We start from the raw sequence: 26,629 nt of genomic DNA, 5'->3' as shown, positions 1-26,629 counted from the left end.
ATGATTAGCAAAATCTAGCAATTATTGGCGCGAAGGACTTGTCAGAAAAGCTGGATTTCCGTTAGTTTTTCTATCATGAAAAGACAGAACGATATCGCCTGGCTGCCGTTGAACTCCCTTCGCGCTTTTGCGGCGGTGCATGAAACCGGCTCTGTCGGTGCCGCAGCGGATGAGCTCAGGGTGACGCATGGCGCAATAAGTCAGCATCTGCGGGGGCTGGAAGATCGCTTGCAGCGCAAATTGTTCACCCGCTCCGGCACTCGCCTGGTCATGCTGCCGGAAGCCGCGGACCTGGCCGACAATCTCGTTCGGAATTTCAGGGCGATGGCCGGTGATATCGACCGATTCCGACGTGACGATAATATTCTCAATATCACCGTGACGCCGCATTTCGCCCAACACTGGCTGCTGCCCCGCCTTGGCGAATTTCTGCAACGTCACCCGGAAATCGATCTGCGTATCAATACCGATGCAACGGTGCATGATCTTGAACAAGGCGATTTCGATGCCGCTGTTAGGCATGGTGACGGAAACTGGCCGGGGTTGAGTTGCGAAAGGCTGCTGGAAGGTTGGGATGCGGTCGTGGCGGCGCCTTCGGTCCTGGAGTCCATATCCATTCAAACCCCCCGGGATCTGACCAAGCTGCCATGGATCCTGGACGAGGACCGGGACATCGAAATGTCCAGATGGTTCGACGATCATGGCATAGCACATCGCGCTCATACACGGATCACCCGGCTACCCAGTGCGCTGACGCTTGTCGCGGCACTGGACGGGTATGGCGTGGCATGGCTGCCCCATGTCTATGCAGCGCCCTATCTGGCCAGCAAGCGCCTGGTGCAACTATTCGGCGACGATCTTTGGTCGGCAGGGAACACACGCCACTATTACCTGTGCTGGGCAGAGGGCAGGAGCCGCCCGGGCTTTCGGACGTTCCGGCAATGGATAAGGCAGCAAATCTCGGAATAGCCGAGCAATTCGGCGTCTGTGGCCGGAGGGTGAAGCTGTCGCCAAAGGGCGACGTCGTTGCGGCAAGCGAATTTTTCTCTTTACTCACCTGTGAAAAAGCGGGCTGAAACCACAGAAAGCCGTTACTCGAGCCCATGAAGGCCCGCGAGAGGTTGATCTTTGCTCCCGTCTTTGTCTATGAGACCCGCATACGCACGGACCCGGTGAAAGCCCGGGTGGCTCTTCCGGCCGCTGATCCGCCGGATAATCCTTTGGCAAACCCAAACTGCAATGCCGGAACGCTCTCTCAGGGGCTCACCGACACGGGATATCGGACTGCATATGATCTCACTCTCCGCCTACCGCCAGCAATGGTTCGGGAATATTCGCGGCGATCTTCTGGCTGGAATCGTCGTCGCGCTCGCACTCATTCCCGAAGCGATTGCCTTCTCCATCATCGCGGGCGTCGACCCGAAGGTCGGGCTCTACGCCTCTTTCTCTATCGCTGTCATAATTGCCTTCGTGGGCGGACGACCGGGCATGATCTCGGCCGCCACCGCAGCAACCGCCGTCCTGATGATCACTCTGGTCAAGGATCACGGGTTGCAATATCTGCTGGCGGCCACCGTGCTGGCCGGGCTCTTGCAGATCGGCGCCGGTCTGCTGAAACTCGGGCGCTTCATGCGCTACGTGTCGCGTTCGGTGATGACCGGCTTCGTGAACGCGCTGGCGATCCTGATCTTCATGGCGCAACTGCCCGAACTGGACCTGGGCAAGCCGGATGTCACGTGGCTCACCTATGCGCTGGTGGCGGCGGGGCTGGCGATCATCTACCTGTTCCCGCGCATCACCACGGCGATTCCGTCGCCGCTTGTCACCATCGTGCTGCTGACAGCACTGGTCGCGGCGACCGGTTGGGATGTGCGCACGGTCGGCGACATGGGCGCGCTTCCCGACACGCTGCCGGTGTTCCTGATTCCGCAGATCCCGCTGAATTTCGAGACCCTGCTGATCATCTTTCCCTATTCCATGGCCGTCGCGATCGTCGGTCTGCTGGAAAGCCTGATGACCGAGAATATCGTCGATGACCTGACGGACACCAGGTCGGACCGCAACCAGGAATGCATCGGACAGGGCATCGCCAATACCGCCACCGGCTTTATCGGCGGCATGGCGGGCTGCGCGATGATCGGGCAATCGATGATCAACGTCAAATCCGGCGGGCGCGGGCGCCTGTCCACGTTCACTGCGGGATTTGCCTTGTTGATCATGGTCGTCGGGCTTGGCGGCCTGGTGGGTCAAATCCCGATGCCCGCATTGGTCGCGATCATGATCATGGTCTCGATCGGGACGTTCAGTTGGTCTTCGATCAAGGCGCTGCGCGTGCATCCGCGTTCATCCTCGATCGTGATGATCGCGACCGTGGTGACGGTCGTCTACACGCATAACCTCGCCATCGGCGTTCTGGTCGGTGTGCTGCTTTCGGGCATCTTCTTTGCCGGCAAGATCGCGCAGCTGTTCCGGATCAGAACCGACCTGTCATCCGATGGCCGCGAACGGACCTATGTCATCGAGGGGCAATTATTCTACGGTTCAACCGAGGCATTCGCCAATGCGTTCGATTTCAAGGAAGCGGTCGACCGGGTCGTCATCGATGTCAGCCGGGCGCATATCTGGGATATCAGCTCTGTCCAGGCACTCGACATGGCGATCCTGAAATTCCGCCGCGAGGGTGCCGATGTCGAACTGATCGGCATGAACAAGGCCTCGGAAACGCTCGTCGACAAGCTTGCCATCCATGACAAGCCCGGCGCGATGGAAAAGCTGATGGGACATTAGGGAGGGAAAGACGATGAGCAAGATACTCGCATTGGTGGACGGGTCCATCTACTCGGAAAGCGTCTGCCATCATGCTGCCTGGATCGCCAAGCGCCTGAACGCGATGGTCGATATCATGCATGTGCTGGGACGCCGGGAAACCGCGGCCGGCTCAGACCTGTCCGGGGCATTGAAACTCGGCGCGCGCTCGGCATTGCTGGACAAGCTCTCGAAGCTCGACGAAGAGCGCGCGAAGCTTGCACAGGCCCAGGGACATGCCATTCTTGAGGACGCGAAGGCGATCCTTGAGCAGGACGGTGTCGGGCCGGTGGTGTCCCGGCTCCGCAAGGGCGATCTGCTGGAAGCCGTGAAGGATTTCGAGCAGGAGATGCGTGTCATCGTGATCGGCAAACGTGGAGAGGCCGCCGATTTCGCGAAGGGGCATCTGGGCTCCAACCTCGAACGTGTCGTGCGTTCCGCGAAAGTGCCGGTTCTTGTCGCATCGCGGGCCTTCAAGCCGATCAACAAGGTTCTGGCCGCTTATGACGGCAGTAAAAGTGCCGAAGCCGCGATCGCCCGAATGGCCAGCAGTCCGACCTTCAAGGATCTCGACATAACCCTGGTCTATGCGGGCGAGGAGCAGGCGGCGATCCGGAGCAAGCTTGACGATGCAGCCGGGAGGCTGACAGCTGCGGAACGCAAGGCGACAACGCGGATCGTGCCGGGGGAACCTGAAACGGCCCTTGAAAAGCTGGTATCAGAGGAAGGCTTCGAACTTCTCGTCATGGGCACCCATGGTCACCGCCGCATCCGCAGCCTGATCATCGGCTCGACGACGACGGCGATGATCCAGGCCTGCAAGGTTCCGGTTCTGCTTTATCGCTGAGATTTCGCCTGCCCCCGGAATGTCCGGGTGCAGGCGCTTCGACGTTTCGGCAGATCGGCAACGGCTCGGCACGACCGGCAAGGCACCGTGGTCGGGGGATACGCCCCTAATGAAAAGAAGCGTTCACCGTGCCCGGCCTGAAGGGAAGCGGACTCCCATCATTTCACTACCGTTTTATCATCCAGACCATTGCCGTCCTGTATCCGACGCTCTCGAGAAGTGCGATCTTGGAAGTCCAGGCGGCGGGACAGACGGCGAATGCGGTCGTGATTCCGCGCGTGGTGAAAGATGCCTCGGCCGCTTGAAGGAGAGCCTGCCCGCCGGCACCGTTCTTCTGCATCGCGACCGGATCGGCATATTGACGATGGAAAAAATCGTCGATTACGCCGGTTGCGGAAATATCATGCGCTGGAGGGAAATGCAGCCTTGATGCCGGTTGCGCGACGACATATCCATCCAGCCCCCCTTCATCCCCGATAACCAGCATATCCCGGTCCGTGAAGGTGAGACTCTTCCGCATCCAGGCCCCAAACCTGGCATCGGCTTCGGGATGAGGTGCCCAGAACGCGTCCAGTTGATGGAGAACCGCCCCGTTCTCGGCGCTACGCGCCACGATCCCGCCCATATCCCGATCCGTCGCGGCTCGAACGTCCGAAGGCTGCGTTATGTTGTCGAGACCGGATCTGGACATGTATAGGGTCAGGGGCTCATAGCCCCGGCCTCGGAAAGATTCGTGCCATTCGCCACCACAGACAAACGAGGCCAGCAGAATCCTTGCCCCCAACGCGCGCAGATCGGCTTCGGCCGCGTCAATCAGGGCATCCAGAGTGCCTTCGGGCGCGTCCCGGGTGACAAAGCTTTCCGGCATCAACAGGCCGGGATCGCCCCATTTGCCCGCGTAAATGGGAGGCACGGGCAGGCGCGCATCATGGATGATACCGACCAGCCTGCCATCGGCCTCCGCGACCAGCCATTGCTGCCGAAAAGGCTGCTTTTCGGCCGTCAATGCGAAGGTTACCGCATCCGCGATCTGGCTGCGGGCATCATTCGCAAGCACCCATAGCGCAGGATCATGTGCCTGGCGGCGTTCGGCATCCTGCATCAGCAGTTCCACCATGGACGGCAAATCGGGGAGCGTGGCGGCTCTGATCTCGGCGTTCATGCGATTCTCCGGCCATACAGGTGACATGATGTTATGATCCCGGGACGGAGAATGCATCCCGAGGGTAGAAAATCACCGCCAATGGCTGAAAGCCGGTCCTTGCTCCGCATCATCGCATCGCAATAGTCCCTGCGCGCGATATGGAAAACGGACGCCGCGCGGGTCTCCCCGACGCGACGCCCCTTTTTTCGACCGGCTCTCCATCTCCGTGCAGGTCAGCTCCGCAGTTCCTCCAGCATATGCGCGCGGTAATCGCCCTGGCGTTCCAGCATCCAGCCGGGATATTCCGCCGGAAGCCTGGTGGCGGCATCCAGCGCCTCCAGTTCCCCTGTGGTCAGGGAAACCCCTGTCGCGCCGATATTGTCGGTAAGCTGATCGACCCGTTTCGCACCCAGGATCACGCTGGTCACCACATCCTGGTGCAACAGCCAGGCCAGTGCCACCTGGGCAACCGAGCAGTCCTTGCCGGCGGCAATGCCGCGCATCACCTCGATGGCGCCATGGGCGCGATCCTTGTCGATCGGCGGGAAATCGAACTCCACGCGACGGCCTTCCGCCGTTTTCCCTTCCCGGTCGTATTTCCCCGAAAGGTAACCACCGGCCAGAGGGCTCCAGACCATCAGGCCGATGCCCTCAGATTGCAGCATCGGCACGACTTCCCGTTCGAGATCGCGGCCCGCGAGGGTATAATAGGCCTGCAGCGACACGATCGGCGCCAGTTTCCGCGCTTCGGCTATCCCCACTGCCTTGACGATCTGCCAGGCCGCCCAGTTGGACAGGCCCAGGTAGCGGACATATCCCTGCCGAACCAGCGTATCGAGCGCCTCCAATGTCTCGACCATCGGTGTCGCCGGGTCGAAGCCATGGATCTGGTAGAGATCGACATGATCGAGCTGCAGCCGTGCCAGACTGGCCTTGGCCTGGTCCAGGATATGCCCGCGCGAGGCCCCCCGCGCGTTCGGCCCCTCTCCCATCGGGCCAAGGACCTTGGTCGCGATCACCACCTCTTCGCGGGCGATGCCGAGATTCTTCAATGACTGACCAAGGATCGTCTCGCTTTTCCCGTTTGCGTAGACATTCGCCGTGTCGATGAAATTGATCCCCGCGTCGAGCGCGGTCCGGACGAGGCTGTCCGCCTCTTCCTGCTGAAGCTGGCCGATCTGGCCCCATAGCCCGTCAGACCCGCCAAAGGTCATTGTGCCGAGGCAAAGTTCGGAGACGAAAAGGCCGCTATGGCCAAGGCGACGATAACGCATGAGATATGTCCTTCGATAGAATGCCGGTCCAGGTGATCGCGGCACGGTTCCTATCTATGGCCGGATGGCCTGACCGGGCCACGCCGATCCTCGCGAAATCCTGCCCGATCCTCTCATTCCCTTCGGCTTGGCTCTGGCATGGCATCATTGTCCGGCTATATTGACACCATGAAGGAAACCCGTCTGGACACCCTGAAGGCCAGCGCATTGGCGATCTGGCGCGACCATGGGCGAGAAACCCCTTTGCCCGGGCTGTTCGTGACGGTTACCGAGACTCCGACCGGCCCGTTTCATGGCGTCTACCGGCCTTCTCTGATCGTCGTGCTGCAAGGTGCCAAGATCAGCCGTCTCGGGGACCGCGTCTATCGATACGACCAGGGCAAATGCCTGATTGCATCGCTTGACGTTCCGATCCGGGCCGAGATCGTCACCGCGTCGCGTGAGACCCCCTATATTGCCTTCGCCCTCAATATCGATCCCGCAGTCATCGCCGATCTGCTGCTGGAAATGGCGCGCGATCCCGACCGCCCCGCACCCGCACCGGCCGCCCTTGACGTGCATCCCCTCCCCGGCATTGTGATCGACCCGCTCGAAAGGCTGCTGGCACTGGCCGGGAAACCCTGGGACATTCCGGTTCTGGCGCCGATGATCCGGCGCGAGATCGTCTGGCAGCTTCTGAACAGCCCTCAGGGAACAATGCTGCGGCAGATCGGCCTGGCCGATAGCCGGATGGCGCGCATCGGCCGGTCCATCGCCTGGGTCCGCGACAATTTCACCAGCACGATCAGCGTGCCGCATCTCGCGGCATTGGCGGGCATGAGCCCGGCCACATTCCACCGCCATTTCAAATCCGTGACGGCAATGACCCCGGTGCAGTTCCAGAAACAGTTGCGCCTGCAAGAGGCAAGGCGGCTCCTGCTCCGCGACGGCGCGGATGTCGCGCAGGTGGGATTTTCCATCGGCTACGAAAGCCCCTCGCAGTTCAGCCGCGAGTATCGCCGCATGTTCGGTGCTCCTCCGGGACGGGACAGCGTCGAAATCCGCCGTTCCGTCGCCCGGGAAACCTACGCCTGAAGCCGTATCGCGCGGTGCGGATAGGTGATGATCGGCCCCGCCATCGCGTGGCCAGTGCAGGACTTGTTCAACGCCTATCCGATATGGAAGCGCTGCCTGTATTCGCTTGGCGTCAGGCCCACGATGCGCCGAAACACCTTTCGAAAGGTTGCCGGATCGGAATAGCCCACCTCCCATGCGATCGTGTCCACCGGAAGGGTCCCGAACTGCAAGCGCTCCCGCGCCCTGCCGACCCGCAATCGCTGCGCATATTCCGACGAGGTCAGGCCGGTCGCCCTATGAAAGCGGCGCAGAAATGTGCGCTCCTCCAACCCGGCCTGCTTTGCCAATACGGTCAGGCTCGTGTCCCTGGCGCCCGTGGTCTGTAGCCAGTGTTGCGCTTTCAGGATGGCGGCATCGCCGTGGTTCAGCCGAGGCGTGAAACCGCTGTAATATCGCTGCTCCCGTCCCGGGGGATCGACCAGCAGCATCTGGGCGGTTTCCAGCATGACGGTCGGTCCCAGGAAACGGTCTACCAGCTTCAACCCGATATCGGTCCAGGACATCAGGCCGCCAGCGGTCAGGATATCGCCATCGTCGATGATCAACCGGTCGGTATCGACCGCCACGCGCGGAAAGCGGCGACTGAACGCCTCGGTATAGACCCAATGTGTGGTGGCGCTCCGCCCGTCCAGAAGCCCGGTTTCAGCCAAAAGAAACGCACCGCCGCAGATCGACGCGAGAATGCATCCGCCTTCATGGCGCTCACGCAGCCAATGCGCGATCGGCCGGGCTGCCTCGGGTGAAGCCGGTGCGTTCAGGGTGGGAGGCAGGATCAATACGTCGCTGTCACCTCCGGTCTCCGGTGGCGAGGGAAGGCTGCGCCCTTCCTCGAAGGTCCATTGGCCAACGCAAAGCCGTGGCAAATCGGTATCGGGCCGTTTTGCGGCGGCTCGATCCGCGATCTCGAACAGGTCGGCCAATCCCAATACGGCCGAGATCTGTGCGCCGGGATAGAGCACGAGCCCGATGTCGATCTGCGTCTTTGCGGTCATGCCGGCCTCGCAATATGGCGATATCGCCTTGTATTATGTCGATACCGCCAATGGCGGCGCAAGCCATATATGCGGATATTCGTTGCCGCAACCGTTCCAATCGAAATCAAAGGACCATGATATGAGCAAGCGCGCCATCCTCGTCGTCGACCTCCAGAACGAATACTGGCCTTCGGGAAAGCTGCCCCTCACCGGGATCGAGGCCGCCTCGGCCAATGCCGCAAAAGTAATCGCGGCGGCCCGTGACAAGGGGGACATGGTGGTGAACATCCGTCATGAGATGCCCGCGTCTGACGCCCCGATCTTCACTCCCGGTTCCGACGGTGTGCAGATCAACGAGGCGGTGCAGCCGGCCGATGGTGAAGCCGTCATCGTCAAGAACTTCCCGAACTCCTTCCGCGACACCGGGCTGAAGGCCATGCTGGACGAAAAGGGCATCGATGACGTGGTTATAGTTGGCGCCATGAGTCACATGTGCGTTGACGCGACCGTCCGGGCTGCCTCGGATTTTGGCTACAAGACCACCACAATCCACGATGCCTGCGCCACAATGAATCTGGAATTCGGCGAGAGCACGATCCCGGCGGCACAGGTTCACGCCACGATGATGTCGGCGCTGGCCTTCGCATATGGCGATGTGATCGACACCGAGACCTGGCTTGCCAGCTAAGCAAGACCTGACGATCTGCCGGACCTCCGACCTCGGCAAGACGAGGTCCGGCCCTCTCGCGGGATTGAAACACAGCGGTCGGTTTTCGTTTTCATGTCCCGTGCTTGTTGCACTTGGCACGATGCTATTCGTAGTCGTGTCAAGATCCGGGATATGGCGCGGCAGCCTGTTCGAAAGCGCCACGACAACCAGGATGAGAAGCTGCGTGATGTCGTCCACGGTAGCAAAGGCTGGAAACGCGGAGACTGACGGGATCACGGCAAACGCCACCAGAACATCTGCCAAGCTGTTGGGGTATTGGAGTTTGCCTCGTTTCTCCCCAAAGCGACTTTCCCCGCTTTGATTGACGTCGATGTGAGGGCTGCTTGCCGGTTTCGACATCGACAGGATGGGGTTTCCGGTTTATCACCATGTCATGCGGAAGTTTGCGCACATCGTCATGACGCTCTTCCTCGCCCTTTATGCGGCGGGTGCCGTGGTCCATTCGGCAAGCGCTTCCGCGATGACGATCGAAATGGTTACATCGGCAGAGCAGGGCATGGAGATGTCCGGCTGCGAAGGCTGTGAAATCGACGAGGATGCCGCAACAGGCGGACCGGCCTGCGACATGATCTGCACCACCCCTGTCGCCGCTACATTTGCCGTATTGCCCGGACCAGTCCTGGAGGCATCATTGCTGCGGGAACGGCCGCTAGGCGAAATATTGTCGATTGGCCGCACGGGCTCCCCGGAGCCTTTCCCTCCCCGAACCCCCATCTGAAACGGTGCCGACACGCGCTCATGCGTGTCAGGGCATCGCGCTGCGCCTTGTCGGCCCGACTGCCGACGGCGCGCATTCCAATCCATTGGCGCATGCCGCGCATGCATCCAATGCCTTTTGGTGATCAGATGAGACGATCAAATGTCAAAAATTTCCTGTCCCGGATTGTCACGCCGGGGATTCCTTGCCGCTGGTGCCGGAGCATGGCTTACGGTCGCGGCGAAACCGCTGCTCGCGCAAGCCACGGCGCCTGATCCGGCCCTGGCCTTCGATGGTAACCATATTCTCGTCGCCTCAAGCCGCATCCGGCGGTACGACCTGACCGGCGATGCACAGGGGGAATGGGCCGCACCGGGCATCATCCGTGCCCTGGCCACGCATCCCGACCGCTCCGGCCATGTCATTGCCGGGCTCGCTTCGGGAGGGGTCAGCATTTCGGAGGATGGTGGTCAGACCTGGGAAACCCGTGCGACCGGGCTGTCCGAGGGAACGGTTGACGCCGTCGCCATCGCGGCCGGAAACCCGGAACTACTTTATGCGGCGGTGCGCGGGGACGGGCTCTGGAAAAGCGAGAATGCCGGGCGCAGCTGGGTTCTGGCGATGGATCGTCCCTGGCTGAACGAGGCAGAGCATGATCCGCTGACCCTCACCTCGGTCAATCTCGAAACCGGAATGGGCGGCATCTGGATATATGCCGGGACCGGGGCCGGGCTGACCCGCGTGCCCGACTGCTTCTGCCGGTGGCAGGATGTCCAGCCCGGCAACGCCATGGACGCGCTCGTGTCAGGCGAGGCCCCGCCCGCCGAAGCGCCACTGCCCGAGGGCGAGCCGGTTCGAGCCCTCGCCACCGCCCCCTCGGCACCCAAGGTCCTGTACGCCGCCCTGCCCTCGGGCCTGTGGATGTCAGCGGACGCGGGCGTGGTCTGGTCACGTCTCGCCCAAGGTTCGGCAAGCGCGGTCGCGGTTCATTCCGGGAACGCGGACCTGCTGGCCGCCCTCATCGATGGACATCTGAAACTCAGCCGCGATGGCGGCGCGAACTGGGCGGCCATCGCGGCCGCATGAAGGAGCAAGACATGAAAAGACGGACAATCATCGCCTCGTTTGCCACAGTCGCTATCGGCGGAACCTTCGCGTTCACCTCGCTTAGTGGTGCGCAAACCGGCAGTAAAACCATCACGAAAGCACAGACGGGCGAGATGTCGAAGGACATCACCATCTGGCGTGATCCCGGCTGCGGCTGCTGCGACAGCTATGCCGATTATCTCGAAACGAATGGCTACAACGTGACGCGTATCGATGACGTGAATTTCGACAAGCGCTCGATAGAGGCTGGCGTCCCCGCGCAGGGGCTGGGCTGCCATCTGGCCAAGATCGACGGCTATTATGTCAGCGGGCTGGTTCCGGCGGATATCATCGAGCGGCTGCTGACCGACCGTCCGGACGTCACCGGCATCACCCTGCCCGGCATGCCCGCCAATGCCCCGGGCATGGCGCGGGAAAAGACCGGCACCCTCAAGACCTATGCCTTTGGCGAGGGCGGGGTGTCCGTCTATGCAGATGAGTGATTGCATGGGCGGCATGATGATCGTGATGATGGCCAGTGGCGGGCTGATCCTGTTGCTGGCCGTTGCGTTGCTGGTTCTGGGTATCCTGGCCCTGGTCAAATATCTTCGGAGGCCGGTATGACACGCGGTTTGGTGGCTGTGGTCTCGGCTGCGGCGCCGTTTGTGGTGGCTGCGATCACAATGGTGTGGGCAGACGACAGCATAGGCGATGCGGAGGAACTGACCTTCCTCGGCACATCCATGACAAGCGAGGATATCGCGCTCGGACAGCGGCTCTACGGCGAGAACTGCGCTTCCTGCCATGGCACCGATCTGGAAGGGCAGCCCGATTGGAAACGGCGCCTGCCCTCCGGACGGATGCCCGCACCGCCCCATGATGAGACCGGCCACACATGGCATCATTCCGATCAGGACCTGTTCACCATGACCAGTCAGGGCGTCGCGGCCGTCGTGCCGGATTACGAAAGCGACATGCCAGCCTTCGAGACTGTTCTGACCGATGCCGAGATCAAGGCGGTGCTGGCCTTCATCAAGAGCACCTGGCCCGAACGACAGCGTAAGGTTCAGGCCCGGATCAATGGCGAGGGTGAGTCATGAGTGTAGCAGGGAAACGAGGAGGTCTGCTTGGAACCTGCGGCATGATCGCGGGGCTGCCGCTGGCGGTGTTTGCAGGGCTCGGCACCGCCTTTCACTGGGGGCTTTGGAACAAGGATGACGACCTGCCATCGGCATTGATCGGACACGCGGGTCAGGGAACCCAGCCGGTATATCGATCCGGTCGATTGGAGCCGCCCCGCGACGATCACGCAACTCGAACCCATCATCTCGCAAACGGAAAGATGAAACATGACCGAAACATCTGAACCCATGCGGACCGGGCGGTCCGCCTTCATGCAGTTTTTATCGGGTCGCAGGAAACTCTTGATCCTCGCTCTGATCGTCATCGGGGCAGGCGCGGCGTTCAACTGGAGCTGGCTGACCGCGGTCGGGGCCGCCCCCCTGATCCTGAGCTTGGCACCATGTGCTATCATGTGCGCGGCCGGGTTTTGCATGATGTGCCGTTCGAAATCCTGCGCCACCGGTTCGAAATCCTGTTGCGCAGACAGCAATCCGGCCTCGGAGGCCGGTGCAACGAGGGACTAAACCCCAACAGATCAGCAAGGAGAAGACGATGAAACACCTGACACGAATTTCGCTTGCGACTGCTCTTGCGCTTATGGCCGCAACATCCTTGGCCCAGACCCAGGAGAGCGGCACAGAAGAGATGCAGCCGAGTGAAATGATGAAGAACCACGGCATGATGGGTGATGGCGACATGTCCGGAATGATGGGCATGATGCAGATGATGAGTCAGATGGGGCCGATGATGGAGGCCTGTACCGAGATGATGCAGGTCATGAATGACAAGGCCGGGGCAGAGAAACCCGCGCAGCAAGACGGCTGATCCCTCGCCCGCCCGGGCGATACCAGTCCGGGCGGCTCAGCGCGCTCTCCTATTGGCTGCCGGATGTATTCCGGGATGCTGGGACGGATCGGGTGACGAACCGCCTCGTTTCGGGGCCGTGACAGGGGAGGCACAGAATGAAGGAGATATTTTCGTAACAAACGCGGCGCGACCCGCGAATAGGCACATAAGCGGTTTCTGCCTGCATTTACCGTAAAGCCGAAACCGCTCCATTCTTGGACAGGGGGGAGGCCCGTTATGCAACTATTCAAACCAGGAAATAGCGATACGTCTGAAACCCACGATATTCCAACAGCAAGACCGGTTGCGGCGATCATCGGCGGAGTCGCCTGGTCGATGACGATGGCCGTCATCATCGCGATACCGTCGCCTGCACCGGCCGGCGACCTCGCGAATTGCACGCTGTCTGACCCTGCTGCAGAGGTCGGCGACGAGGATGCCGCTGCGTTGTATGATTGCCTGAGCGATGCGCTACAAGAGCAACTGGCAGTCCTTGAGGCGGGCGATAAGATCGACGGGCCGTCCTGGCTGTTGTCGGATCTGCCCGAAGCGCGCGCCTTCCTGTCCTGGGAAAGCGTGACACGCTCGCCCTACATTTCCGCGACCCATGGCGAGCGTTATGTCGTGAACCTTGCCGATCCGGCCGCGATGCCGACCTATAGCCGGTTCGAAGAAGGCGGCCCGATGCCGGTGGGCGGAATTCTCGGCAAGCCGAGCTTCACCATATCGGACAAGGGTCAAGCCAAGCCCGGGCCGCTTTTCCTGATGGAAAAGGCGGAAGAGGGCGCGTTTCCCGATACCGGCGACTGGATATATACCGCGATCAAGCCGAGCGGGGCGTTGATGGGACGAACCGGTGCTGAAAATAGCGGGGGAATGCAGTTCTGTGCCGACTGCCATATGGGAATTGGTGCCGAAACCGACAGCATGACCTATCTGCCCGAAGAATACCGTATCGGGAATTGATCGACCCCACGGATGGCACACGCGTGCTGCGCTTCCGGTCCATGACCTCCTGACCCGTTTCCGCTCGGTATGCGGCAGGTTTCCCGATGCTCCGCCAGGCCGATATACCGCTCCGATCTGCTGGGCCGAGTTCTTTTCTGTTGCAGTATGTCCGGCGTTTGGCTATGTCCCGCAGCGGGACACCCCTCCCCAACGAGGGGCTTTTAGCTGGAAGGCTGAGTTACATGACCGATCATCCGATCCCGGCCACGCGGCCGGTCAACCCGCGTTTTTCCTCTGGCCCCTGTGCCAAATTCCCCGAATATGACCTGAACCTGCTGGCGGATGCTCCGCTTGGCCGTTCGCATCGTGCCGCTGTCGGCAAGGCGAAGCTGGCCGAGGCGATCGAGCTGACCCGCGAGGTGCTGGGCGTGCCGGTCGATTACCGGATCGGCATCGTGCCTGCCTCGGATACCGGGGCGGTCGAGATGGCGATGTGGACCATGCTCGGCGAACGCCCGGTCGAGATGCTGGCATGGGAAAGCTTTGGCGAGGGCTGGGTGACCGACGCCGTCAAGCAGCTCAAGCTGGATGCGGCCGTGCGCAAGGCCGATTATGGCAAGATCGTCGATTTCACGCAGGTCGATTTCTCGCGCGATGTCGTTTTCACCTGGAACGGCACGACCTCGGGCGTGCGGGTTCCGAATGGCGACGCGATCCCGGCGGATCGGGACGGGCTGACGATCTGCGATGCGACCAGCGCCGCCTTCGCCATGGACCTGCCCTGGGACAAGCTGGATGTGGTGACCTTCAGTTGGCAGAAGGTGCTGGGCGGCGAGGCTGCGCATGGCATGTTGATCCTGTCGCCACGTGCAGTCGAGCGGCTGGAAAACTTCACGCCGGACCGCCCCTTGCCGAAGATTTTCCGGCTGACCAAGGGCGGCAAGCTGAACGAGGGCATCTTCCGGGGCGAAACGATCAACACCCCCTCGATGCTGGCGGTCGAGGATTACCTTGCCGCGCTGAAATGGGCGCAGGGGATCGGCGGGCTGCAGGGACTGATCGCCCGCGCCGATGCCAATGCCGCCGCCATTCGCGACTTCATCGCCGACAAGGACTGGATCGCCGACCTGGCCGAGGATCCCGCGACGGCATCGACGACCTCCGTGTGCCTCAAGTTCACCGATCCCGCGATCACGGACGGCGCGGTTTTCGCCAAGGCCGTGGCGAAACGGCTGGAAAAGGAAGGCGTGGCCCTGGATGCAGGGGCATATCGCGACGCGCCCCCGGGGTTGCGGATCTGGTGCGGCTCGACCGTCGAGGCATCCGATGTTGCGGCGCTTATGCCGTGGATCGAATGGGCCTATCGTGCCGAACTGGCGGCGCAGGATTGAACCATCGAACCGGGGGCTGTCTGCCCCCGGACCCCCGAGGATATTTTCATGAAGAAGAAAGCTGAGCCGAAAAGGCTGACAGCTTCTGGTGAAAGGATGACAGACATGCCGAAGGTTCTCGTGTCCGACAAGCTGTCGGAAACCGCCGTCCAGATTTTCCGCGATCGCGGGGTCGAGGTGGATTACATGCCCGATCTGGGCAAGGACAAGGAAAAGCTGGCCGAGGTGATCGGGCAATATGACGGGCTGGCCATTCGCTCGGCCACCAAGGTCACGGAAAAACTGTTGGAGCACGCGGCCAATCTGAAGGTCGTGGGACGCGCCGGGATCGGGGTCGACAATGTCGATATTCCGGCAGCCTCGAAAAAGGGCGTGATCGTGATGAACACGCCTTTCGGCAACAGCGTAACGACGGCCGAGCATGCCATCGCGATGATGTTCGCGGTTGCCCGGCAATTGCCCGAGGCAAGTATCTCGACCCATGCCGGGAAATGGGAGAAGAGCCGTTTCATGGGCGTCGAGCTGTTCAACAAGACGCTTGGCGTGATCGGTGCGGGCAATATCGGATCGATCGTCATCGACCGGGCCCTGGGACTGCATATGAAGGTGCTGGCCTTCGATCCTTTCCTGTCCGAGGAACGCGCCAAGGAGATCGGCGTCACCAAGGTCGAGCTGGATGACCTGCTGGGCCGTGCCGATTTCATCACCTTCCACGTGCCGCTTACCGACAAGACCCGCAACATCCTGTCGCGTGAGGCCATCGCCAAGCTGAAGCCGGGTGTACGGATCATCAACTGCGCGCGTGGCGGCCTGGTTGACGAGGAGGCGCTGGCCGAGGCATTGACGGACGGACGGGTCGCCGGGGCGGCCTTTGACGTCTTCGCGGTGGAGCCGGCCACCGACAGCCCGCTTTTCAACCTGCCGAATGTCGTTGTGACGCCGCATCTGGGGGCCTCGACCACCGAGGCGCAGGAGAATGTCGCCCTGCAGGTAGCCGAACAGATGTCGGATTACCTGCTGACCGGCGCCGTGCAGAACGCGCTGAACATGCCCTCGGTGACCGCCGAGGAGGCCTCTGTCATGGGGCCGTGGATCAAGCTGGCCGGCCATCTGGGCGCCTTTGTCGGGCAGATGACCGATGAGCCGATCAAGGCGATCAACGTGCTGTATGACGGCTGCGTCTCGGAGATGAACCTGAACGCGCTGAACGCTTCGGTGATTGCCGGGGTGATGAAAGCCACGAACCCGGATGTGAACACGGTTTCCGCCCCCGTCATCGCCAAGGATCGCGGCATCCAGGTCGCGACTACGCGGCAGGACCAGGCCGGGGTGTTCGAAGGCTATATCAAGCTGACGGTGGTGACCTCCGAGCGCGAGAGATCCATCGCCGGCACCGTGTTCAGCGATGGAAAGCCGCGCTTCATCCAGATCCGCGGGATCAATGTGGATGCCGAGATCGGCGAGCATATGCTCTATACCCGCAACAAGGACGTTCCCGGCGTGATCGGCGCATTGGGCGGAACGCTTGGAGACCTGGGCGTGAATATCGCGAACTTTACGCTTGGCCGTTCGGCGAATGGCGAGGATGCCATCGCGATCCTGTATCTGGACGAGGCGATCAGCGACGCGGCATTGGCGGCATTGCAGAATACCGGTAAGTTCCTGCAGGCACGCAGACTGCAATTCGAGGTCTGATCGTCCTCTGCGCGCCGTCCTTCGGGGCGGCGCGATACCTGCCCATTTCCGCAGCCGCAGGGAGGCCGCATGCGACTTTACGCCATCGGGGATATTCACGGCCAGTTGGAGCTGCTGAAAGGCGCGCATGCGCGGATCATGCGCGATGGCGGACGGGATGCGCTGATCGTCCATGTCGGCGACCTGATCGATCGCGGCCCGGATTCCCGTGGCGTCGTGGAATACCTGTCCAGGGGTCAGCGCGATGGCCGGTCATGGATCGTGACCCGTGGCAATCACGATCGCTTCCTGGCGAATTTCCTGCGCGATCCCGACTGGATCGATCCCGGCCTGAGTTCGCCAGAGCATTGGGTCGATCACCCGGGGCTGGGCGCTGCGGCAACGCTTGCCTCCTACGGTGTCGATCCCACGCTGCCGCGGGACCGGCTGCATGCCGAGACGCAGCGCGCCGTGCCCCCCGAAGATGCGGTGTTCCTGTCCTCCCTGCCGCTCTGGTTCCTGCATCCGCTGGCCCTGGTCGTCCATGCCGGGATCCGCCCCGGCATAGACCTGCAGGATCAGGCCGAGCTGGACCTGGTCTGGATCCGCAAGGGTTTCCTGGAAAGCGACGCGGATCACGGCCCGTTGGTGGTTCATGGCCATACCGCGATTCGCAGCACCACCCATTACGGCAATCGCCTGAATATCGATGGCGGCGCGGCCTATGGCCGTGATCTTTGCGCCGTCGTGATCGAACCGGAAGGGGCGTGGCTTCTGACCGACGAGGGCCGCGCGCCCCTGCTGCCGGAACCGGCCGGCAAGGCGGGCTAAGACCCGCACAAGCCGACCGGGACATCCTGCGAACCGGATGCCTTCCGGTTCAATACTCGTCATGCAGCCGCACCCAGCTCATCGTGCCGCCGGTCTCGTTCCGCCCCCTGGGCGCCATGTCGAGCCAGTTGAATGCACCCATGAGCAATTCGGTGCCGCGCTGATAGGTCGAGTAACTGTGGAAAATGCCGCCATCCTCATCCTTCACGAAGATGCTGACGCCATGCATGTCCTCGCTGTTTTCGATCACCGTGCCGTAATTGTAGATCGCACATCCGGCGGCACGATCTTCGGCGGTGAAGGACACGCCGAAATCATAGTTGAAATCGCTGTCTCCCGAGGACACCCAGGGGAAAGTCCAGCCCATCCGGGTCTTGACCTCGCCGATCCGGCCGATCGGGGCGCGCGAGACTGCGGCGAATGCCAGATCCGCCTGCTCGAAATGCTGCCGCGCCGCATCGACATGATCGGCGGTATAAGAGCAGCCGGGGCAGATGTGATCCGAGCCCGGGGCCAGCATGAAGTGATAGACGGCAAGCTGACTGCGGCTGCCGAACAGGTCACCAAGCGTGCATTTTCCCTCGGGGCCCGTGAAGACATAGGGTTTCTCGATCCGGACCCAGGGCAGTTTCCGGCGTTCGGCCCGCAATTCGTCGAGCCGGTGGGTCATGTCGCGTTCCCTGGCGAGCAGCGCCTTGCGGGCTTCCAGCCATTCTTCGCGTGAAACGATCGCATGAGTCATGGTTCAGTCTCCTTCTGTTGTCGGTTGAATATTTGTCCTCGATCCGTGGGGGCCGCGCTTCAGCCAGGCCGACAGGTGAAACAGGCTCATCAGCAGATACATGATGCTCATGCTGCCGATGGGCAGGATACCCATGCCCGGTGAGCAAACTGCGCCCATCTCCCCGGCCTCGACCCAGGCCATGACGGCGAAGACCGGCGAGGCGGCAAGGGCAAGCAGATTGCGGGCTTGCGATAGGGCCGAGCCCGTGCTGTCTGCGGCTGAAAAGCTTGTCATTTTCCGGCTCCCGATCAAATCTTCCGTAGGACCAGTTCGGAAGTTACGGCAAAGCGGAGGCCGGGTGAGAGTAACAAGCGTGACGGGATTTCGATGGACAGGCTGATCGCGGCGGCGGCCCGGGCGCTGGCGGCGGGCGATCCGCTGACCGCGATGAAGCGGGTCGCCCTGCGCGAGGATCCGCCCGCGCTTGCCCTGCGCGGTATCGCCATGGCCCAGATCGGCGATCTTTCCCTCGCGCGGGAATTGCTCCGGCGTGCCGCCCGGGCCTTCGGATCGGCTGAGCCGATGGCCCGGGCGCGCTGCATTCTCGCCGAGGCCGAAATCGCGCTCGTGCTGCGCGATCTTGGCGACACCCTGCAGACCCTGGGCCCTGCGCGAAAGGAGCTCGAAGCGCATGGGGACCGAACCAATGCCGCGCATGCCGCCTATCTGGAAGCGCGCCGGTCCCTGCTGATCGGGCGGCTCGAAGAGGCCGAGCAGGCGCTTGACCGGCTCGATCCCGAAATACTCCCGCCTGCCTCGCGCTGCGGATACTGGCTGGTCGCCACCGGCATAGCCATGCGGCGCATAAGGACAGAAGACGCCCGGTCGGCGCTTGACCGCGCGTGCGACGCCGCCCGAAAGACCGGGATCCCATCGCTTGCCGCCGAAACCGACCGCGCCGCTTCCATGCTCGCCGCCCCCGCAGCCCGCCTGATCGCGGATGGGCGAGAACGGCCACTCGTTCTCGCCGAGGTCGAGGCGCTGATCCAATCCGGGATGCTGGTCATTGATGCCTGCCGCAGCATCCTGCGCAGCCGCAATACCGTGATCCCACTCACCGGCCGGCCGGTGCTTTTCGCACTGGCACGCGCGCTCGCCGAGGCATGGCCACAGGATGTCTCGCGCGAAAGCCTGCTTGCGGTCGCCTTTCGCGCCAAAGAGGCCGACGAATCGCATCGGGCAAGGTTGCGGGTCGAGATGGGCAGGCTTCGCAGGATCATCCGGCCTCTCGCCGGATTGCAGGCGACGGAGCGAGGATTCCGGCTCGAACCGAATGGAACGGCGGCGGTTGCCCTGCTGGCGCCGCCGGTCGATGGGGAACATGCCGGATTGCTGGCATTGCTTGCAGATGGCGAGGCATGGTCCAGCTCGGCCCTCGCCCTGGCGATGGATGTCAGTTCCCGCACCGTTCAGCGAGCGCTTGAAGCTTTGGCCGAAGCGGGTAAGGTCGAGTGGTTCGGTCACGGGCGCGCACGCCGCTGGATCGCATCGAATGTGCCGGGCTTCCCGACAAGCCTGTTACTCCCGGCGCCGCTGCCGAAAGGTTAGGATCAGGTCATGAAACACCGTCATGCGGAAATCCTTCGCGAATATGGCCCATTCCCGGGCACCGATGCCGTGCACGGGGTCAGTTTCGACGGGCGGAACGTCTGGTTCGCCAGCGATGCGGGCTTGCAATCCCTCGATCCCGATAGCGGAGAGACGGCCCGCAAGCTGGCGGTCCCCGCCGACGCGGGAACGGCTTTCGACGGAAAGCACCTGTTCCAGATCGCCGAAGCGGTGATCCGCAGGATCGACCCGGAAACCGGCGATGTCCTTCACACGATCCCTGCACCGGGCAATGGCGAGGATTCCGGTCTTGCCTGGGCAGAGGGCTCCCTATGGGTTGGTCAGCATCGCGGCCGCAGGATCCACCAGGTCGATCCGGAAACCGGAACCGTGCTTCGGACGATCGAATCCGATCGTTTCGTCACCGGCGTCACCTGGGTCGATGACGAGCTTTGGCACGGCACCTGGGAGGGCGAGCAAAGCGATGTCCGGCGCATAGACCCCGAGACGGGCGAGGTGTTCGAGCGCATCGAGATGCCGGAAGGATACGGCGTATCCGGGCTTGAATCGGATGGTGGCGACCGGCTGTTCTGCGGCGGCGGGCCAAGCGGAAAGATCAGGGCGATTCGCCGATAGGCCAAGCCTCCGGGCAGGAATGCGGCGCGCGGGACATGCCGTTTTGCATCCTGGCATGTCCAGCATCCGCCGCTCGGTGGCTTTTCTTTGCCGATCCGGCGCCTGCCAAAACACGTCTATCAGCGGATATCCGCGCCGAAACCAAATCACCGGCGAGTTGCCCGAACCATTCCCCGAGCACGGTGTTAGGGCAGAGTGCGCGTCACGGCACGCGCATCCAAATGACGGAAAAGGAGTTACACATGTTCCGCCAATTCGCATTCGCTCTGGGCGTTTCGCTCGCCGCTTCCGCCGCCTTCGCGCAGGACACGGCCGAGACGCAGGAGGCCCCGGCAGCGGGTGCTACCGATCCGGCTCTCGCCTATGAGGCGGCGCGTAATCAACTCGGCATCCTGAAATTCTGCGAAACGCAGGGATTCACCGGCGCGAGGCAATCGCCGCCCAGGAGAAGATGATCGGCATGCTGCCCGAAGGCGACACCGAGGCCGGTGCCGCAGCCGAACAGAAGGGCGGCGAAGGCACGGTCTCGGCAGGAGGCGCCGAAATATCCCTGGAAGAGGCCGCCAGCCAGCAGGATACCACGGTCGAGGCCCAGTGCCAGCAGATCGAGGCTGCGGTCAATCAGGTCGCGGCACAGCTGCCCGAAGGGTAAGTCCCTCCCCTACCTCCCTGATTGGACGCGAAAGAACGGGCCGGTGCACTTACCGGCCCGTTCGATATTCCGGGAACCCGGCAACAGTTCAGATCGCGTGATCGCCCTTGGCATCGATGACCCGCGTGGGCAGCCCCATCTCGCCCAGAAGTTCAAGGAAGGGGCGCGCGGGCAATTCCTCGACATTGACCATCTTCTTCACGTCCCAGTCTCCCCGCGCGATCAGGATCGCGGCGGCGACCGGGGGCACACCGGCGGTATAGCTGATGCCCTGGCTGCCAACCTCTTCATAAGCCAGCTTGTGATCGGCGACATTGTAGACGAAAACCTCGCCCTCCTTGCCGTTCAGGCTGCCCTTGACCAGATCGCCGATGCAGGTGTTGCCCTCGTAATCGGGCGCAAGGCTGGCAGGGTCGGGCAGCACCGCCTTGACCACCTTGAGCGGCACGACCTCCTGCCCCTCGGCGGTCTTGACCGGGTGCTCCGAGAGCAAGCCAAGGTTCTGCAAGACGGTGAACACGTTGATATAGTGATCGCCGAAGCCCATCCAGAAACGGACATCCGAATCCTTGTAGCGGGCAGAGAGGCTGTGCACCTCGTCATGCCCCGACAGATAGGCGGTGCGCTTGCCGACCACGGGCAGGTCCCATTCGCGGCCCACCTCGAACATCCTGTTCTCTTTCCACTCGCCGCCCTGCCATGAATAGACGGTGCCGGTGAACTCGCGGAAATTGATCTCGGGGTCGAAATTGGTGGCGAACCAGCGGCCATGGCTGCCGGCATTGATATCCACGATGTCGATGGAATCGATCTTGTCGAAATACTCGTCCTCGGCAAAGCGGGCATAGGCGTTCACCACGCCCGGATCGAAACCGGCGCCAAGGATGGCGGTGATCCCGGCTTTCTCGACATCGCCGCGCCGCTTCCATTCGTAATTGGCATACCACGGCGGCGTTTCGCAGACCTTGGCCGGATCCTCGTGGATGGCCGTGTCGATATAGGCGGCACCCGCACGGATACAGCCTTCCAGCACGGTCATGTTGATGAAGGCAGTGCCGACATTGATGACGATCCCGGCGTCGATCTTTTTCAGCAGCGCCTCGACATTGTCGGGATTCATCGCGTCCAGCGCATGGCTGGTGAAGGGCATCTCGTGCCCTTTCTCGCGCAGGCTGGCGATGATCGCATCGGCCTTGGCCTTGGTGCGGTTGGCGATATGCAGCTCGCCGAATTCGGGCGCCCATTGCGCGAGTTTGTGCGCCGATACCTGGGCGACGCCCCCGGCGCCGATGATGAGGATGTTCTGCTTGGCCAATTCTGTCTCCATTTTCCCGGTGGCAGAGGTGGGGTCGCCTCAGGAGAGGCTGCCTTTGTAATCGTCGTAACCGAAGCTGCGGACGCTGCGGATGCTGCCATCCTCTTCGCGGATGGCGATGGCGGGCATGGCCACGCCGTTGAACCAGTTCTTCTTGACCATCGTATAGCCCGCCGCGTCGGCGATGCTGATCCGGTCGCCGATCTTCAGCGGCTGCGCGAAACGCGCGTCGCCGAAGATATCGCCCGCAAGGCAGGTCTTGCCCGCGATCTGGTACTCGTGCTCGCCATGCTGCGGCAGTTTCGCGGTCTCGCGATAGATCAGCAGATCCAGCATATGCGCCTCGATACTGCTGTCCACGATAGCCACGTCCTTGCCGTTATTGATCAGGTCAAGGACCGAGACCTCCAGCGTGGTGGATTCGGTGATGCTGGCCTCGCCCGGCTCCAGATAGACCTGCACACCGAATTTCCGGCTGAACGCCGCCAGCCGGTCCGCAAGGCGGTCCAGCGGATAGCCTTCGCCGGTGAAATGGATTCCGCCGCCAAGGCTGACCCAGTCCAGCTTGTGCAGGATATCCCCGAACTCGGTCTCAATCCGCGCAAGCTGGTGGTCGAACAGCTCGAAATCGCCATTCTCGCAATTGTAATGGATCATCACGCCGCTGATCCGGCCCATCGCGGCCTCCAGCCGGGCGGTGTCCCATTCCCCAAGGCGCGAGAAGGGCCGCGCCGGATCCGCCAGATCAAAACCGCTGGTCGAAAAGCGCGGATTCAGGCGCAAACCCGTGGTGATGCCCTTCGCCCGGTCGCCGAAACGATCAAGCTGCCCCAGGCTGTTGAAGATGATCTTGTCGGCATAGCCGACCGCCTCGTCGATCTCGTGATCGGCCCATGCCACGGAATAGGCATGGGTCTCCTTGCCAAATTCCTCGTGCCCAAGCCGCAATTCGAACAGCGAGGACGAGGTCGTGCCATCCATGAAATCGCGCATGAAGTCGAAGACCGACCATGTCGCGAAACATTTCAGCGCCAGCAGGGCCTTCGCGCCCGAACGTTCGCGCAGGCGCGCCACCTTTTCCATGTTACCCCGCAGACGGGCCTTGTCGATCAGGTAATAGGGCGTCTGCAGTTCGGACATGGCGCAACCTCGGGTCAAAGCGAAAGCCCGATATAGCTTCCGCCCCCGCTTTTCGCAAGGAATGGTGACGCCCGGGTGACGGCGGGAATATCCGTTCAGCCGGGTGTCGCGAGGCGGCGGAACTCGCGCTTGAGCAGCTCCAGCTCCGACCGCAAAAGCTGCACTTCGGCCAGCAGCGCATCGTCAAGCGGCGCCCCGGCCATCACGTTCAGCCGGTCCAGTTGCGCGGCATCCGACTGAGGTGCCTCGCTTCCCTCTCCGTCATCCGCGAACAGGATGAAACTGTGTACCCCGTCGGCAAGCAGTTCGGACGGCAGATCGACCGAAACCTGCCATTGGCCGTCGCCGGCCCCGGTCACATGCGCAACTGACACGACCTCGCCCAGATGGGCCAGGAAAACACGGCCGGGCGCAGCCTCTGCGGTCAGAATCCCCGACCATGCGCCAGCCTTCAACCCATGACTCTCGAATTGCGGCATACCCTCTCCTACAGCTCGGCGCGCGGATAGCGCGACAACACCATGTCGCTCACCGTCACGGCGTTCATATATGGTTCGGCAAAGATCAGATCCAGCCAGACCTTCTCGATCGGGCGGTCGGACAGATCGGCATAGGCCAGGTCGTATTCCGCCGTTCTCCGGCATCTGTCCCGCGAGATCGGGTCCCCCAGTTGACGCAGCACCTGCTCGGTATTCGGGCCCTGCACCAGGTTCAGCCGGCCATAGACGGTGATCGGTGTCTCGGCCTCCAGGCCGGTTTCGAGCCGCAGGATGTGATCCTTGCCAAGCTGGTCCAGGACATCCCCGGGCAAATCCAGCGACAGTGAAAGGTAGCTGCCCGAAAAGCCCATGACCTCCAGCCGCAATCCGAACGGGGCCTGGTCATCGGAATGACGATTCATCACCTGCCGCAAGAGCAATGCGCGATGCGCGCAATCATGCCATACCGCGATCTCGTCGCCGAGCGTCTCGCCCGCCTCGGGCTCGACCAGTCCCGCGGGCGCGACCGGCCCGCATAGAAGCGCCGACCGCCAGCGCCAATCGGTGCCCGGCTGGCTGATCAGCTTGGCCAGCCCCCCGCGAGCGCGAATCGCGCGCGGATCGGAAAGCTGCAGGAAGGTTCCCAATTCACGATACAGACCCACCGCCTCGTCGCGCAGGCCACGCGCGGGCAGACGCCCTCCGTTCCTCAGCGATTCGGCGAGAGAGGCCCATTTATGCGCGGTCTTTTCGCGGGCGACAGGCTTTGGCCAGCCCTTCAGTCCAAATGCCATTCAAATGCTTCCTCGGTCAAAAACTACTGCCGGAATAAACCGGCTGGACCGAAGGAACAAGCGTCAGGCGACCAATGCGTTAAGCCTTGCGGCGCAGATGAAATCATTCTCGGTCAACCCGCCTGCCTCATGGGTTGTAAAGGCAACTTCGCAATAACCCCAACCGAAAGCGATATCAGGATGATGCCCCTGTTTATTGCCCAGCCATGCCGCGAGATTCGCCATCTCGACGGCCTTGGCGAAACCCTTGAATTCAAAGCGCCGGCGAATGGTCGTGCCGTCATCCGACAAGCTCCAGCCGTCCAGTTGCGCCAACATCTGCCGAGCATCATCCCCCGGCATCGGCGGAACTCCGCCCTTGCAGGGCTCGCAAGTCTTGTTGGCCAGATCACAAGTTGTCATGGGCTTCTCCTCAGGCGGCATCTTTCGGCGGATATTTCGGCGCGTGCAGTCCCATCGCGCGGGCCTCGGCGATATCGGCCAGAAGGTCGCGCTTTGCCGCGGCGAACAGATCCTCCAGATTGTCTATCACGAAATAGACCGGCTGGTGAATGTCGATCCGGTAAGGCGTGCGCAGGATGTCGATCACGTCGAAGGGCCGATGCTCCGGCTTGTCCGAGATCGACCAGGGCAGTTCCGTCACCGAACTCGCCAATCCCGAACCGAGCGCCTTGAGTCGCCCGCCCTCACGCATCAGCCCGAATTCGATCGAGAACCAGTAAAGCCGAATCAGCCAGCTGTAATCGGCCTTGTCACAGCGCGTCCCCGCCTCGCCGATAACCTGGCTGAAGGCCGCGAAGGCCGGATCGGTCAGCAGCGGCGTGTGACCGAAGATCTCGTGGAAGATATCCGGCTCCTCGATATAGTCGAAATGCTCGCGGTTGCGGATGAAGCTGGCCGCCGGAAAGGTCCGGTTCGCCAGCATCCCGAAGAATTTCCCGAAACCGATCAGCGCCGGCACCGGCTCCACCTGCCAGCCGGTCAACGCCCTCAGCTTGCTGGATATCTCGGGACATTGCGGCACCCGGTCGGTGGGCATGTCCAAAAGCTCCAGCCCCTTCAGATAGGGTTGCGCCATATTGGCCCGGACGGCGGGAAGCTGACGGGTGATCAGGTCATGCCAGACGGAGTTTTCCTCGGCGTCATAGCTGATGAAGCCGTTCCGGTCAGGGGTCTTGGCCTGGTATTGGGTCGATTTTGGCATCCGAGTCTCCTCCTTGCCAATATTCTACCCCAATGAAGAAGAATTTCTTGTCAGATTCGCCTTGATTTGGCATTATCTGGAAAATTATTACCTTCAATAAAGAGAAATCAGGCAAGATATGCCCGACCTGGACGAGACAGATCTCCGCCTGTTGCGGCTGCTGCAAAGGGACGCCACCCTGTCCAACCAGGCCTTGGCCGAAAAGACCGGCCTCTCGACCTCTCCGGCATGGCGGCGGATCCGCAGGCTGATCGAGGACGGGGTGATCGAGCGTCAGGTGGCCTTGGTGCGCCCGCGCCGGGCCGGGCTGCACGCGATGGCCTATGTGCAGGTCTCCCTGCTCGATCATACCGAGGATTCGATCGCCCGTTTCGACCTGTTCGTGCAGACCGAAGACCAGATCATCGAATGCGCGACGATCACCGGCACCTCGGATTACCAGCTGAAGATCGTCGCCCCCGATCCGGAGGGGTTGGAGCATTTCATCATGCGCCGGATGCTGGCACTCGGGATCATTCGCGACACGGTGACCCATTTCGTGCTGCGGCAGACGAAATACACCACCGCGATGCCGATCTGACGGCCGTGGCGC

General features: G+C 62.1%; 31 protein-coding genes and 1 other annotated feature. Of the genes, 19 read left to right on the top strand and 12 right to left on the bottom strand.

What is annotated here, in order from left to right:
• The first annotated feature begins 75 nt into the window (after positions 1-75).
• The 3 genes from A7A09_RS08410 to A7A09_RS08400 all read left to right on the top strand — a co-directional run bounded on the left by A7A09_RS08410 (position 76) and on the right by A7A09_RS08400 (position 3,652).
• Entirely contained in the window at positions 76-969 is an 894-nt protein-coding gene (locus A7A09_RS08410) for a LysR substrate-binding domain-containing protein (protein WP_106690970.1), read from the top strand.
• A gap of 193 nt (positions 970-1,162) precedes the next feature.
• Positions 1,163-1,218, top strand: a sequence feature (sul1 is cis-regulatory element that is thought to sense ions involved in sulfur or methionine metabolism; They are found in Alphaproteobacteria).
• Between the two features lie 72 nt (positions 1,219-1,290).
• On the top strand, positions 1,291-2,787 hold the full coding sequence (locus tag A7A09_RS08405) for a SulP family inorganic anion transporter (protein ID WP_106690969.1): 1,497 nt from the start codon (positions 1,291-1,293) through the stop codon (positions 2,785-2,787).
• 13 nt (positions 2,788-2,800) lie between these two features.
• Positions 2,801-3,652, top strand: a complete 852-nt coding sequence (locus tag A7A09_RS08400) for a universal stress protein (protein WP_106690968.1) — start codon at positions 2,801-2,803, stop codon at positions 3,650-3,652.
• Between the two features lie 166 nt (positions 3,653-3,818).
• On the opposite strand, the gene A7A09_RS08395 is transcribed toward A7A09_RS08400, so the two are convergent.
• Positions 3,819-4,814, bottom strand: coding sequence for a GNAT family N-acetyltransferase (locus A7A09_RS08395; protein ID WP_106690967.1), 996 nt, complete (start codon positions 4,812-4,814; stop codon positions 3,819-3,821).
• A 215-nt stretch (positions 4,815-5,029) separates the two neighbouring features.
• A complete protein-coding gene (locus tag A7A09_RS08390; protein ID WP_106690966.1) occupies positions 5,030-6,070 on the bottom strand; it encodes an aldo/keto reductase in 1,041 nt (346 codons plus the stop codon).
• Between the two features lie 168 nt (positions 6,071-6,238).
• On the opposite strand from A7A09_RS08390, the gene A7A09_RS08385 reads away from it, so the two are divergent.
• The gene (locus A7A09_RS08385; RefSeq protein ID WP_106691073.1) at positions 6,239-7,144 is read left to right on the top strand and encodes an AraC family transcriptional regulator; all 906 of its coding nucleotides are present in this window, start codon (positions 6,239-6,241) and stop codon (positions 7,142-7,144) included.
• A 74-nt stretch (positions 7,145-7,218) separates the two neighbouring features.
• Here the strand turns inward: A7A09_RS08385 and A7A09_RS08380 are convergent, their stop codons facing one another.
• Positions 7,219-8,178, bottom strand: coding sequence for a GlxA family transcriptional regulator (locus A7A09_RS08380; RefSeq protein ID WP_106690965.1), 960 nt, complete (start codon positions 8,176-8,178; stop codon positions 7,219-7,221).
• A gap of 121 nt (positions 8,179-8,299) precedes the next feature.
• Here A7A09_RS08380 and A7A09_RS08375 point away from each other — a divergent pair, with 121 nt between their 5' ends.
• The 5 genes from A7A09_RS08375 to A7A09_RS08355 all read left to right on the top strand — a co-directional run bounded on the left by A7A09_RS08375 (position 8,300) and on the right by A7A09_RS08355 (position 11,773).
• Positions 8,300-8,848 (top strand): cysteine hydrolase family protein, encoded by a 549-nt coding sequence (locus A7A09_RS08375; protein ID WP_106691072.1) that lies wholly within the window; start codon positions 8,300-8,302, stop codon positions 8,846-8,848.
• 388 nt (positions 8,849-9,236) lie between these two features.
• Positions 9,237-9,608, top strand: coding sequence for a hypothetical protein (locus tag A7A09_RS08370; protein WP_106690964.1), 372 nt, complete (start codon positions 9,237-9,239; stop codon positions 9,606-9,608).
• Positions 9,609-9,749: 141 nt separating this feature from the next.
• Positions 9,750-10,673, top strand: coding sequence for a WD40/YVTN/BNR-like repeat-containing protein (locus A7A09_RS08365; RefSeq protein ID WP_245999229.1), 924 nt, complete (start codon positions 9,750-9,752; stop codon positions 10,671-10,673).
• Positions 10,674-10,684: 11 nt separating this feature from the next.
• Positions 10,685-11,176: a DUF411 domain-containing protein gene (locus A7A09_RS08360; RefSeq protein WP_106691070.1), complete on the top strand. Its 492-nt coding sequence runs from the start codon at positions 10,685-10,687 to the stop codon at positions 11,174-11,176.
• Between the two features lie 117 nt (positions 11,177-11,293).
• Positions 11,294-11,773: a c-type cytochrome gene (locus A7A09_RS08355; RefSeq protein WP_106690963.1), complete on the top strand. Its 480-nt coding sequence runs from the start codon at positions 11,294-11,296 to the stop codon at positions 11,771-11,773.
• On the opposite strand, the gene A7A09_RS21050 is transcribed toward A7A09_RS08355, so the two are convergent.
• On the bottom strand, positions 11,740-12,255 hold the full coding sequence (locus A7A09_RS21050; protein WP_211341074.1) for a hypothetical protein: 516 nt from the start codon (positions 12,253-12,255) through the stop codon (positions 11,740-11,742). The genes A7A09_RS08355 and A7A09_RS21050 overlap by 34 nt on opposite strands.
• 92 nt (positions 12,256-12,347) lie before the next feature.
• On the opposite strand from A7A09_RS21050, the gene A7A09_RS08340 reads away from it, so the two are divergent.
• From A7A09_RS08340 to A7A09_RS08320, 5 genes are all read left to right on the top strand, one after another.
• Complete coding sequence (locus A7A09_RS08340) at positions 12,348-12,620, top strand: hypothetical protein (RefSeq protein ID WP_106690960.1); 273 nt, start codon at positions 12,348-12,350, stop codon at positions 12,618-12,620.
• Between the two features lie 258 nt (positions 12,621-12,878).
• Positions 12,879-13,607 carry a hypothetical protein gene (locus A7A09_RS08335; RefSeq protein ID WP_148043629.1) on the top strand — a complete coding sequence of 243 codons (729 nt, stop codon included), beginning with the start codon at positions 12,879-12,881 and terminating at the stop codon, positions 13,605-13,607.
• Positions 13,608-13,831: 224 nt separating this feature from the next.
• Positions 13,832-14,980, top strand: a complete 1,149-nt coding sequence (locus tag A7A09_RS08330; RefSeq protein WP_106690958.1) for a phosphoserine transaminase — start codon at positions 13,832-13,834, stop codon at positions 14,978-14,980.
• Between the two features lie 105 nt (positions 14,981-15,085).
• Entirely contained in the window at positions 15,086-16,675 is a 1,590-nt protein-coding gene (gene serA, locus A7A09_RS08325) for a phosphoglycerate dehydrogenase (RefSeq protein WP_170167051.1), read from the top strand.
• Between the two features lie 69 nt (positions 16,676-16,744).
• Entirely contained in the window at positions 16,745-17,485 is a 741-nt protein-coding gene (locus A7A09_RS08320) for a metallophosphoesterase (RefSeq protein ID WP_106690956.1), read from the top strand.
• A gap of 49 nt (positions 17,486-17,534) precedes the next feature.
• On the opposite strand, the gene A7A09_RS08315 is transcribed toward A7A09_RS08320, so the two are convergent.
• Together A7A09_RS08315 and A7A09_RS08310 are read right to left on the bottom strand one after the other, a co-directional pair.
• On the bottom strand, positions 17,535-18,227 hold the full coding sequence (locus A7A09_RS08315; protein WP_106690955.1) for a DUF899 domain-containing protein: 693 nt from the start codon (positions 18,225-18,227) through the stop codon (positions 17,535-17,537).
• Positions 18,228-18,230: 3 nt separating this feature from the next.
• Complete coding sequence (locus A7A09_RS08310) at positions 18,231-18,503, bottom strand: hypothetical protein (protein WP_106690954.1); 273 nt, start codon at positions 18,501-18,503, stop codon at positions 18,231-18,233.
• A 93-nt stretch (positions 18,504-18,596) separates the two neighbouring features.
• On the opposite strand from A7A09_RS08310, the gene A7A09_RS08305 reads away from it, so the two are divergent.
• From A7A09_RS08305 to A7A09_RS08290, 4 genes are all read left to right on the top strand, one after another.
• The gene (locus A7A09_RS08305) at positions 18,597-19,817 is read left to right on the top strand and encodes a helix-turn-helix domain-containing protein (RefSeq protein WP_106690953.1); all 1,221 of its coding nucleotides are present in this window, start codon (positions 18,597-18,599) and stop codon (positions 19,815-19,817) included.
• 9 nt (positions 19,818-19,826) lie between these two features.
• The gene (locus A7A09_RS08300) at positions 19,827-20,453 is read left to right on the top strand and encodes a Vgb family protein (RefSeq protein ID WP_106690952.1); all 627 of its coding nucleotides are present in this window, start codon (positions 19,827-19,829) and stop codon (positions 20,451-20,453) included.
• Positions 20,454-20,695: 242 nt separating this feature from the next.
• On the top strand, positions 20,696-20,908 hold the full coding sequence (locus A7A09_RS08295; RefSeq protein WP_148043628.1) for a hypothetical protein: 213 nt from the start codon (positions 20,696-20,698) through the stop codon (positions 20,906-20,908).
• On the top strand, positions 20,905-21,105 hold the full coding sequence (locus A7A09_RS08290) for a hypothetical protein (RefSeq protein WP_106690950.1): 201 nt from the start codon (positions 20,905-20,907) through the stop codon (positions 21,103-21,105). Before A7A09_RS08295 ends, A7A09_RS08290 begins: the two co-directional genes overlap by 4 nt.
• Positions 21,106-21,193: 88 nt before the next feature.
• Here A7A09_RS08290 and A7A09_RS08285 read toward each other — a convergent pair whose 3' ends face one another.
• The 6 genes from A7A09_RS08285 to phhA form a co-directional block, all read right to left on the bottom strand.
• Positions 21,194-22,420, bottom strand: a complete 1,227-nt coding sequence (locus A7A09_RS08285) for a saccharopine dehydrogenase family protein (RefSeq protein ID WP_106690949.1) — start codon at positions 22,418-22,420, stop codon at positions 21,194-21,196.
• 39 nt (positions 22,421-22,459) lie between these two features.
• Complete coding sequence (locus A7A09_RS08280) at positions 22,460-23,560, bottom strand: carboxynorspermidine decarboxylase (RefSeq protein ID WP_106690948.1); 1,101 nt, start codon at positions 23,558-23,560, stop codon at positions 22,460-22,462.
• Positions 23,561-23,655: 95 nt separating this feature from the next.
• On the bottom strand, positions 23,656-24,039 hold the full coding sequence (locus A7A09_RS08275; protein ID WP_106690947.1) for a hypothetical protein: 384 nt from the start codon (positions 24,037-24,039) through the stop codon (positions 23,656-23,658).
• Positions 24,040-24,047: 8 nt separating this feature from the next.
• Positions 24,048-24,833 carry a DUF6478 family protein gene (locus tag A7A09_RS08270; RefSeq protein ID WP_106690946.1) on the bottom strand — a complete coding sequence of 262 codons (786 nt, stop codon included), beginning with the start codon at positions 24,831-24,833 and terminating at the stop codon, positions 24,048-24,050.
• 63 nt (positions 24,834-24,896) lie between these two features.
• Positions 24,897-25,235: a 4a-hydroxytetrahydrobiopterin dehydratase gene (locus tag A7A09_RS08265; RefSeq protein ID WP_106691069.1), complete on the bottom strand. Its 339-nt coding sequence runs from the start codon at positions 25,233-25,235 to the stop codon at positions 24,897-24,899.
• 10 nt (positions 25,236-25,245) lie between these two features.
• On the bottom strand, positions 25,246-26,037 hold the full coding sequence (phhA, locus tag A7A09_RS08260) for a phenylalanine 4-monooxygenase (protein ID WP_106690945.1): 792 nt from the start codon (positions 26,035-26,037) through the stop codon (positions 25,246-25,248).
• A 118-nt stretch (positions 26,038-26,155) separates the two neighbouring features.
• Here phhA and A7A09_RS08255 point away from each other — a divergent pair, with 118 nt between their 5' ends.
• Positions 26,156-26,617, top strand: a complete 462-nt coding sequence (locus A7A09_RS08255) for an Lrp/AsnC family transcriptional regulator (RefSeq protein ID WP_106690944.1) — start codon at positions 26,156-26,158, stop codon at positions 26,615-26,617.
• Positions 26,618-26,629: the final 12 nt, after the last annotated feature.

The sequence above is a fragment of the Paracoccus methylarcula genome, assembly GCF_003007735.2.
Lineage (GTDB): Bacteria > Pseudomonadota > Alphaproteobacteria > Rhodobacterales > Rhodobacteraceae > Paracoccus > Paracoccus methylarcula.
The sequence above is the reverse complement of the archived record's forward strand: the minus strand, read 5'-3'. Positions and strand labels throughout refer to the sequence as shown.

What these genes read in the sequence shown, in the direction of transcription:
- A7A09_RS08290 (WP_106690950.1), top strand. Translation starts at nt 20,905, where the DNA reads ATGATCGGCATGCTGCCCGAAGGCGACACCGAGGCCGGTGCCGCAGCC.
- A7A09_RS08360 (WP_106691070.1), top strand. Translation starts at nt 10,685, where the DNA reads ATGAAAAGACGGACAATCATCGCCTCGTTTGCCACAGTCGCTATCGGC.
- A7A09_RS08395 (WP_106690967.1), bottom strand. Translation starts at nt 4,814, where the DNA reads ATGAACGCCGAGATCAGAGCCGCCACGCTCCCCGATTTGCCGTCCATG.
- A7A09_RS08315 (WP_106690955.1), bottom strand. Translation starts at nt 18,227, where the DNA reads ATGACTCATGCGATCGTTTCACGCGAAGAATGGCTGGAAGCCCGCAAG.
- A7A09_RS08300 (WP_106690952.1), top strand. Translation starts at nt 19,827, where the DNA reads ATGAAACACCGTCATGCGGAAATCCTTCGCGAATATGGCCCATTCCCG.
- A7A09_RS08280 (WP_106690948.1), bottom strand. Translation starts at nt 23,560, where the DNA reads ATGTCCGAACTGCAGACGCCCTATTACCTGATCGACAAGGCCCGTCTG.
- A7A09_RS08375 (WP_106691072.1), top strand. Translation starts at nt 8,300, where the DNA reads ATGAGCAAGCGCGCCATCCTCGTCGTCGACCTCCAGAACGAATACTGG.
- A7A09_RS08355 (WP_106690963.1), top strand. Translation starts at nt 11,294, where the DNA reads ATGACACGCGGTTTGGTGGCTGTGGTCTCGGCTGCGGCGCCGTTTGTG.
- A7A09_RS08340 (WP_106690960.1), top strand. Translation starts at nt 12,348, where the DNA reads ATGAAACACCTGACACGAATTTCGCTTGCGACTGCTCTTGCGCTTATG.
- serA (WP_170167051.1), top strand. Translation starts at nt 15,086, where the DNA reads ATGCCGAAGGTTCTCGTGTCCGACAAGCTGTCGGAAACCGCCGTCCAG.
- A7A09_RS08405 (WP_106690969.1), top strand. Translation starts at nt 1,291, where the DNA reads ATGATCTCACTCTCCGCCTACCGCCAGCAATGGTTCGGGAATATTCGC.
- A7A09_RS08295 (WP_148043628.1), top strand. Translation starts at nt 20,696, where the DNA reads ATGTTCCGCCAATTCGCATTCGCTCTGGGCGTTTCGCTCGCCGCTTCC.
- A7A09_RS08400 (WP_106690968.1), top strand. Translation starts at nt 2,801, where the DNA reads ATGAGCAAGATACTCGCATTGGTGGACGGGTCCATCTACTCGGAAAGC.
- A7A09_RS08365 (WP_245999229.1), top strand. Translation starts at nt 9,750, where the DNA reads ATGTCAAAAATTTCCTGTCCCGGATTGTCACGCCGGGGATTCCTTGCC.
- A7A09_RS08275 (WP_106690947.1), bottom strand. Translation starts at nt 24,039, where the DNA reads ATGCCGCAATTCGAGAGTCATGGGTTGAAGGCTGGCGCATGGTCGGGG.
- A7A09_RS08270 (WP_106690946.1), bottom strand. Translation starts at nt 24,833, where the DNA reads ATGGCATTTGGACTGAAGGGCTGGCCAAAGCCTGTCGCCCGCGAAAAG.
- A7A09_RS08385 (WP_106691073.1), top strand. Translation starts at nt 6,239, where the DNA reads ATGAAGGAAACCCGTCTGGACACCCTGAAGGCCAGCGCATTGGCGATC.
- A7A09_RS08330 (WP_106690958.1), top strand. Translation starts at nt 13,832, where the DNA reads ATGACCGATCATCCGATCCCGGCCACGCGGCCGGTCAACCCGCGTTTT.
- A7A09_RS08265 (WP_106691069.1), bottom strand. Translation starts at nt 25,235, where the DNA reads ATGACAACTTGTGATCTGGCCAACAAGACTTGCGAGCCCTGCAAGGGC.
- A7A09_RS08320 (WP_106690956.1), top strand. Translation starts at nt 16,745, where the DNA reads ATGCGACTTTACGCCATCGGGGATATTCACGGCCAGTTGGAGCTGCTG.
- A7A09_RS08335 (WP_148043629.1), top strand. Translation starts at nt 12,879, where the DNA reads ATGCAACTATTCAAACCAGGAAATAGCGATACGTCTGAAACCCACGAT.
- A7A09_RS08380 (WP_106690965.1), bottom strand. Translation starts at nt 8,178, where the DNA reads ATGACCGCAAAGACGCAGATCGACATCGGGCTCGTGCTCTATCCCGGC.
- A7A09_RS08305 (WP_106690953.1), top strand. Translation starts at nt 18,597, where the DNA reads ATGGACAGGCTGATCGCGGCGGCGGCCCGGGCGCTGGCGGCGGGCGAT.
- A7A09_RS08410 (WP_106690970.1), top strand. Translation starts at nt 76, where the DNA reads ATGAAAAGACAGAACGATATCGCCTGGCTGCCGTTGAACTCCCTTCGC.
- A7A09_RS08370 (WP_106690964.1), top strand. Translation starts at nt 9,237, where the DNA reads ATGGGGTTTCCGGTTTATCACCATGTCATGCGGAAGTTTGCGCACATC.
- A7A09_RS08310 (WP_106690954.1), bottom strand. Translation starts at nt 18,503, where the DNA reads ATGACAAGCTTTTCAGCCGCAGACAGCACGGGCTCGGCCCTATCGCAA.
- A7A09_RS08390 (WP_106690966.1), bottom strand. Translation starts at nt 6,070, where the DNA reads ATGCGTTATCGTCGCCTTGGCCATAGCGGCCTTTTCGTCTCCGAACTT.
- phhA (WP_106690945.1), bottom strand. Translation starts at nt 26,037, where the DNA reads ATGCCAAAATCGACCCAATACCAGGCCAAGACCCCTGACCGGAACGGC.
- A7A09_RS08255 (WP_106690944.1), top strand. Translation starts at nt 26,156, where the DNA reads ATGCCCGACCTGGACGAGACAGATCTCCGCCTGTTGCGGCTGCTGCAA.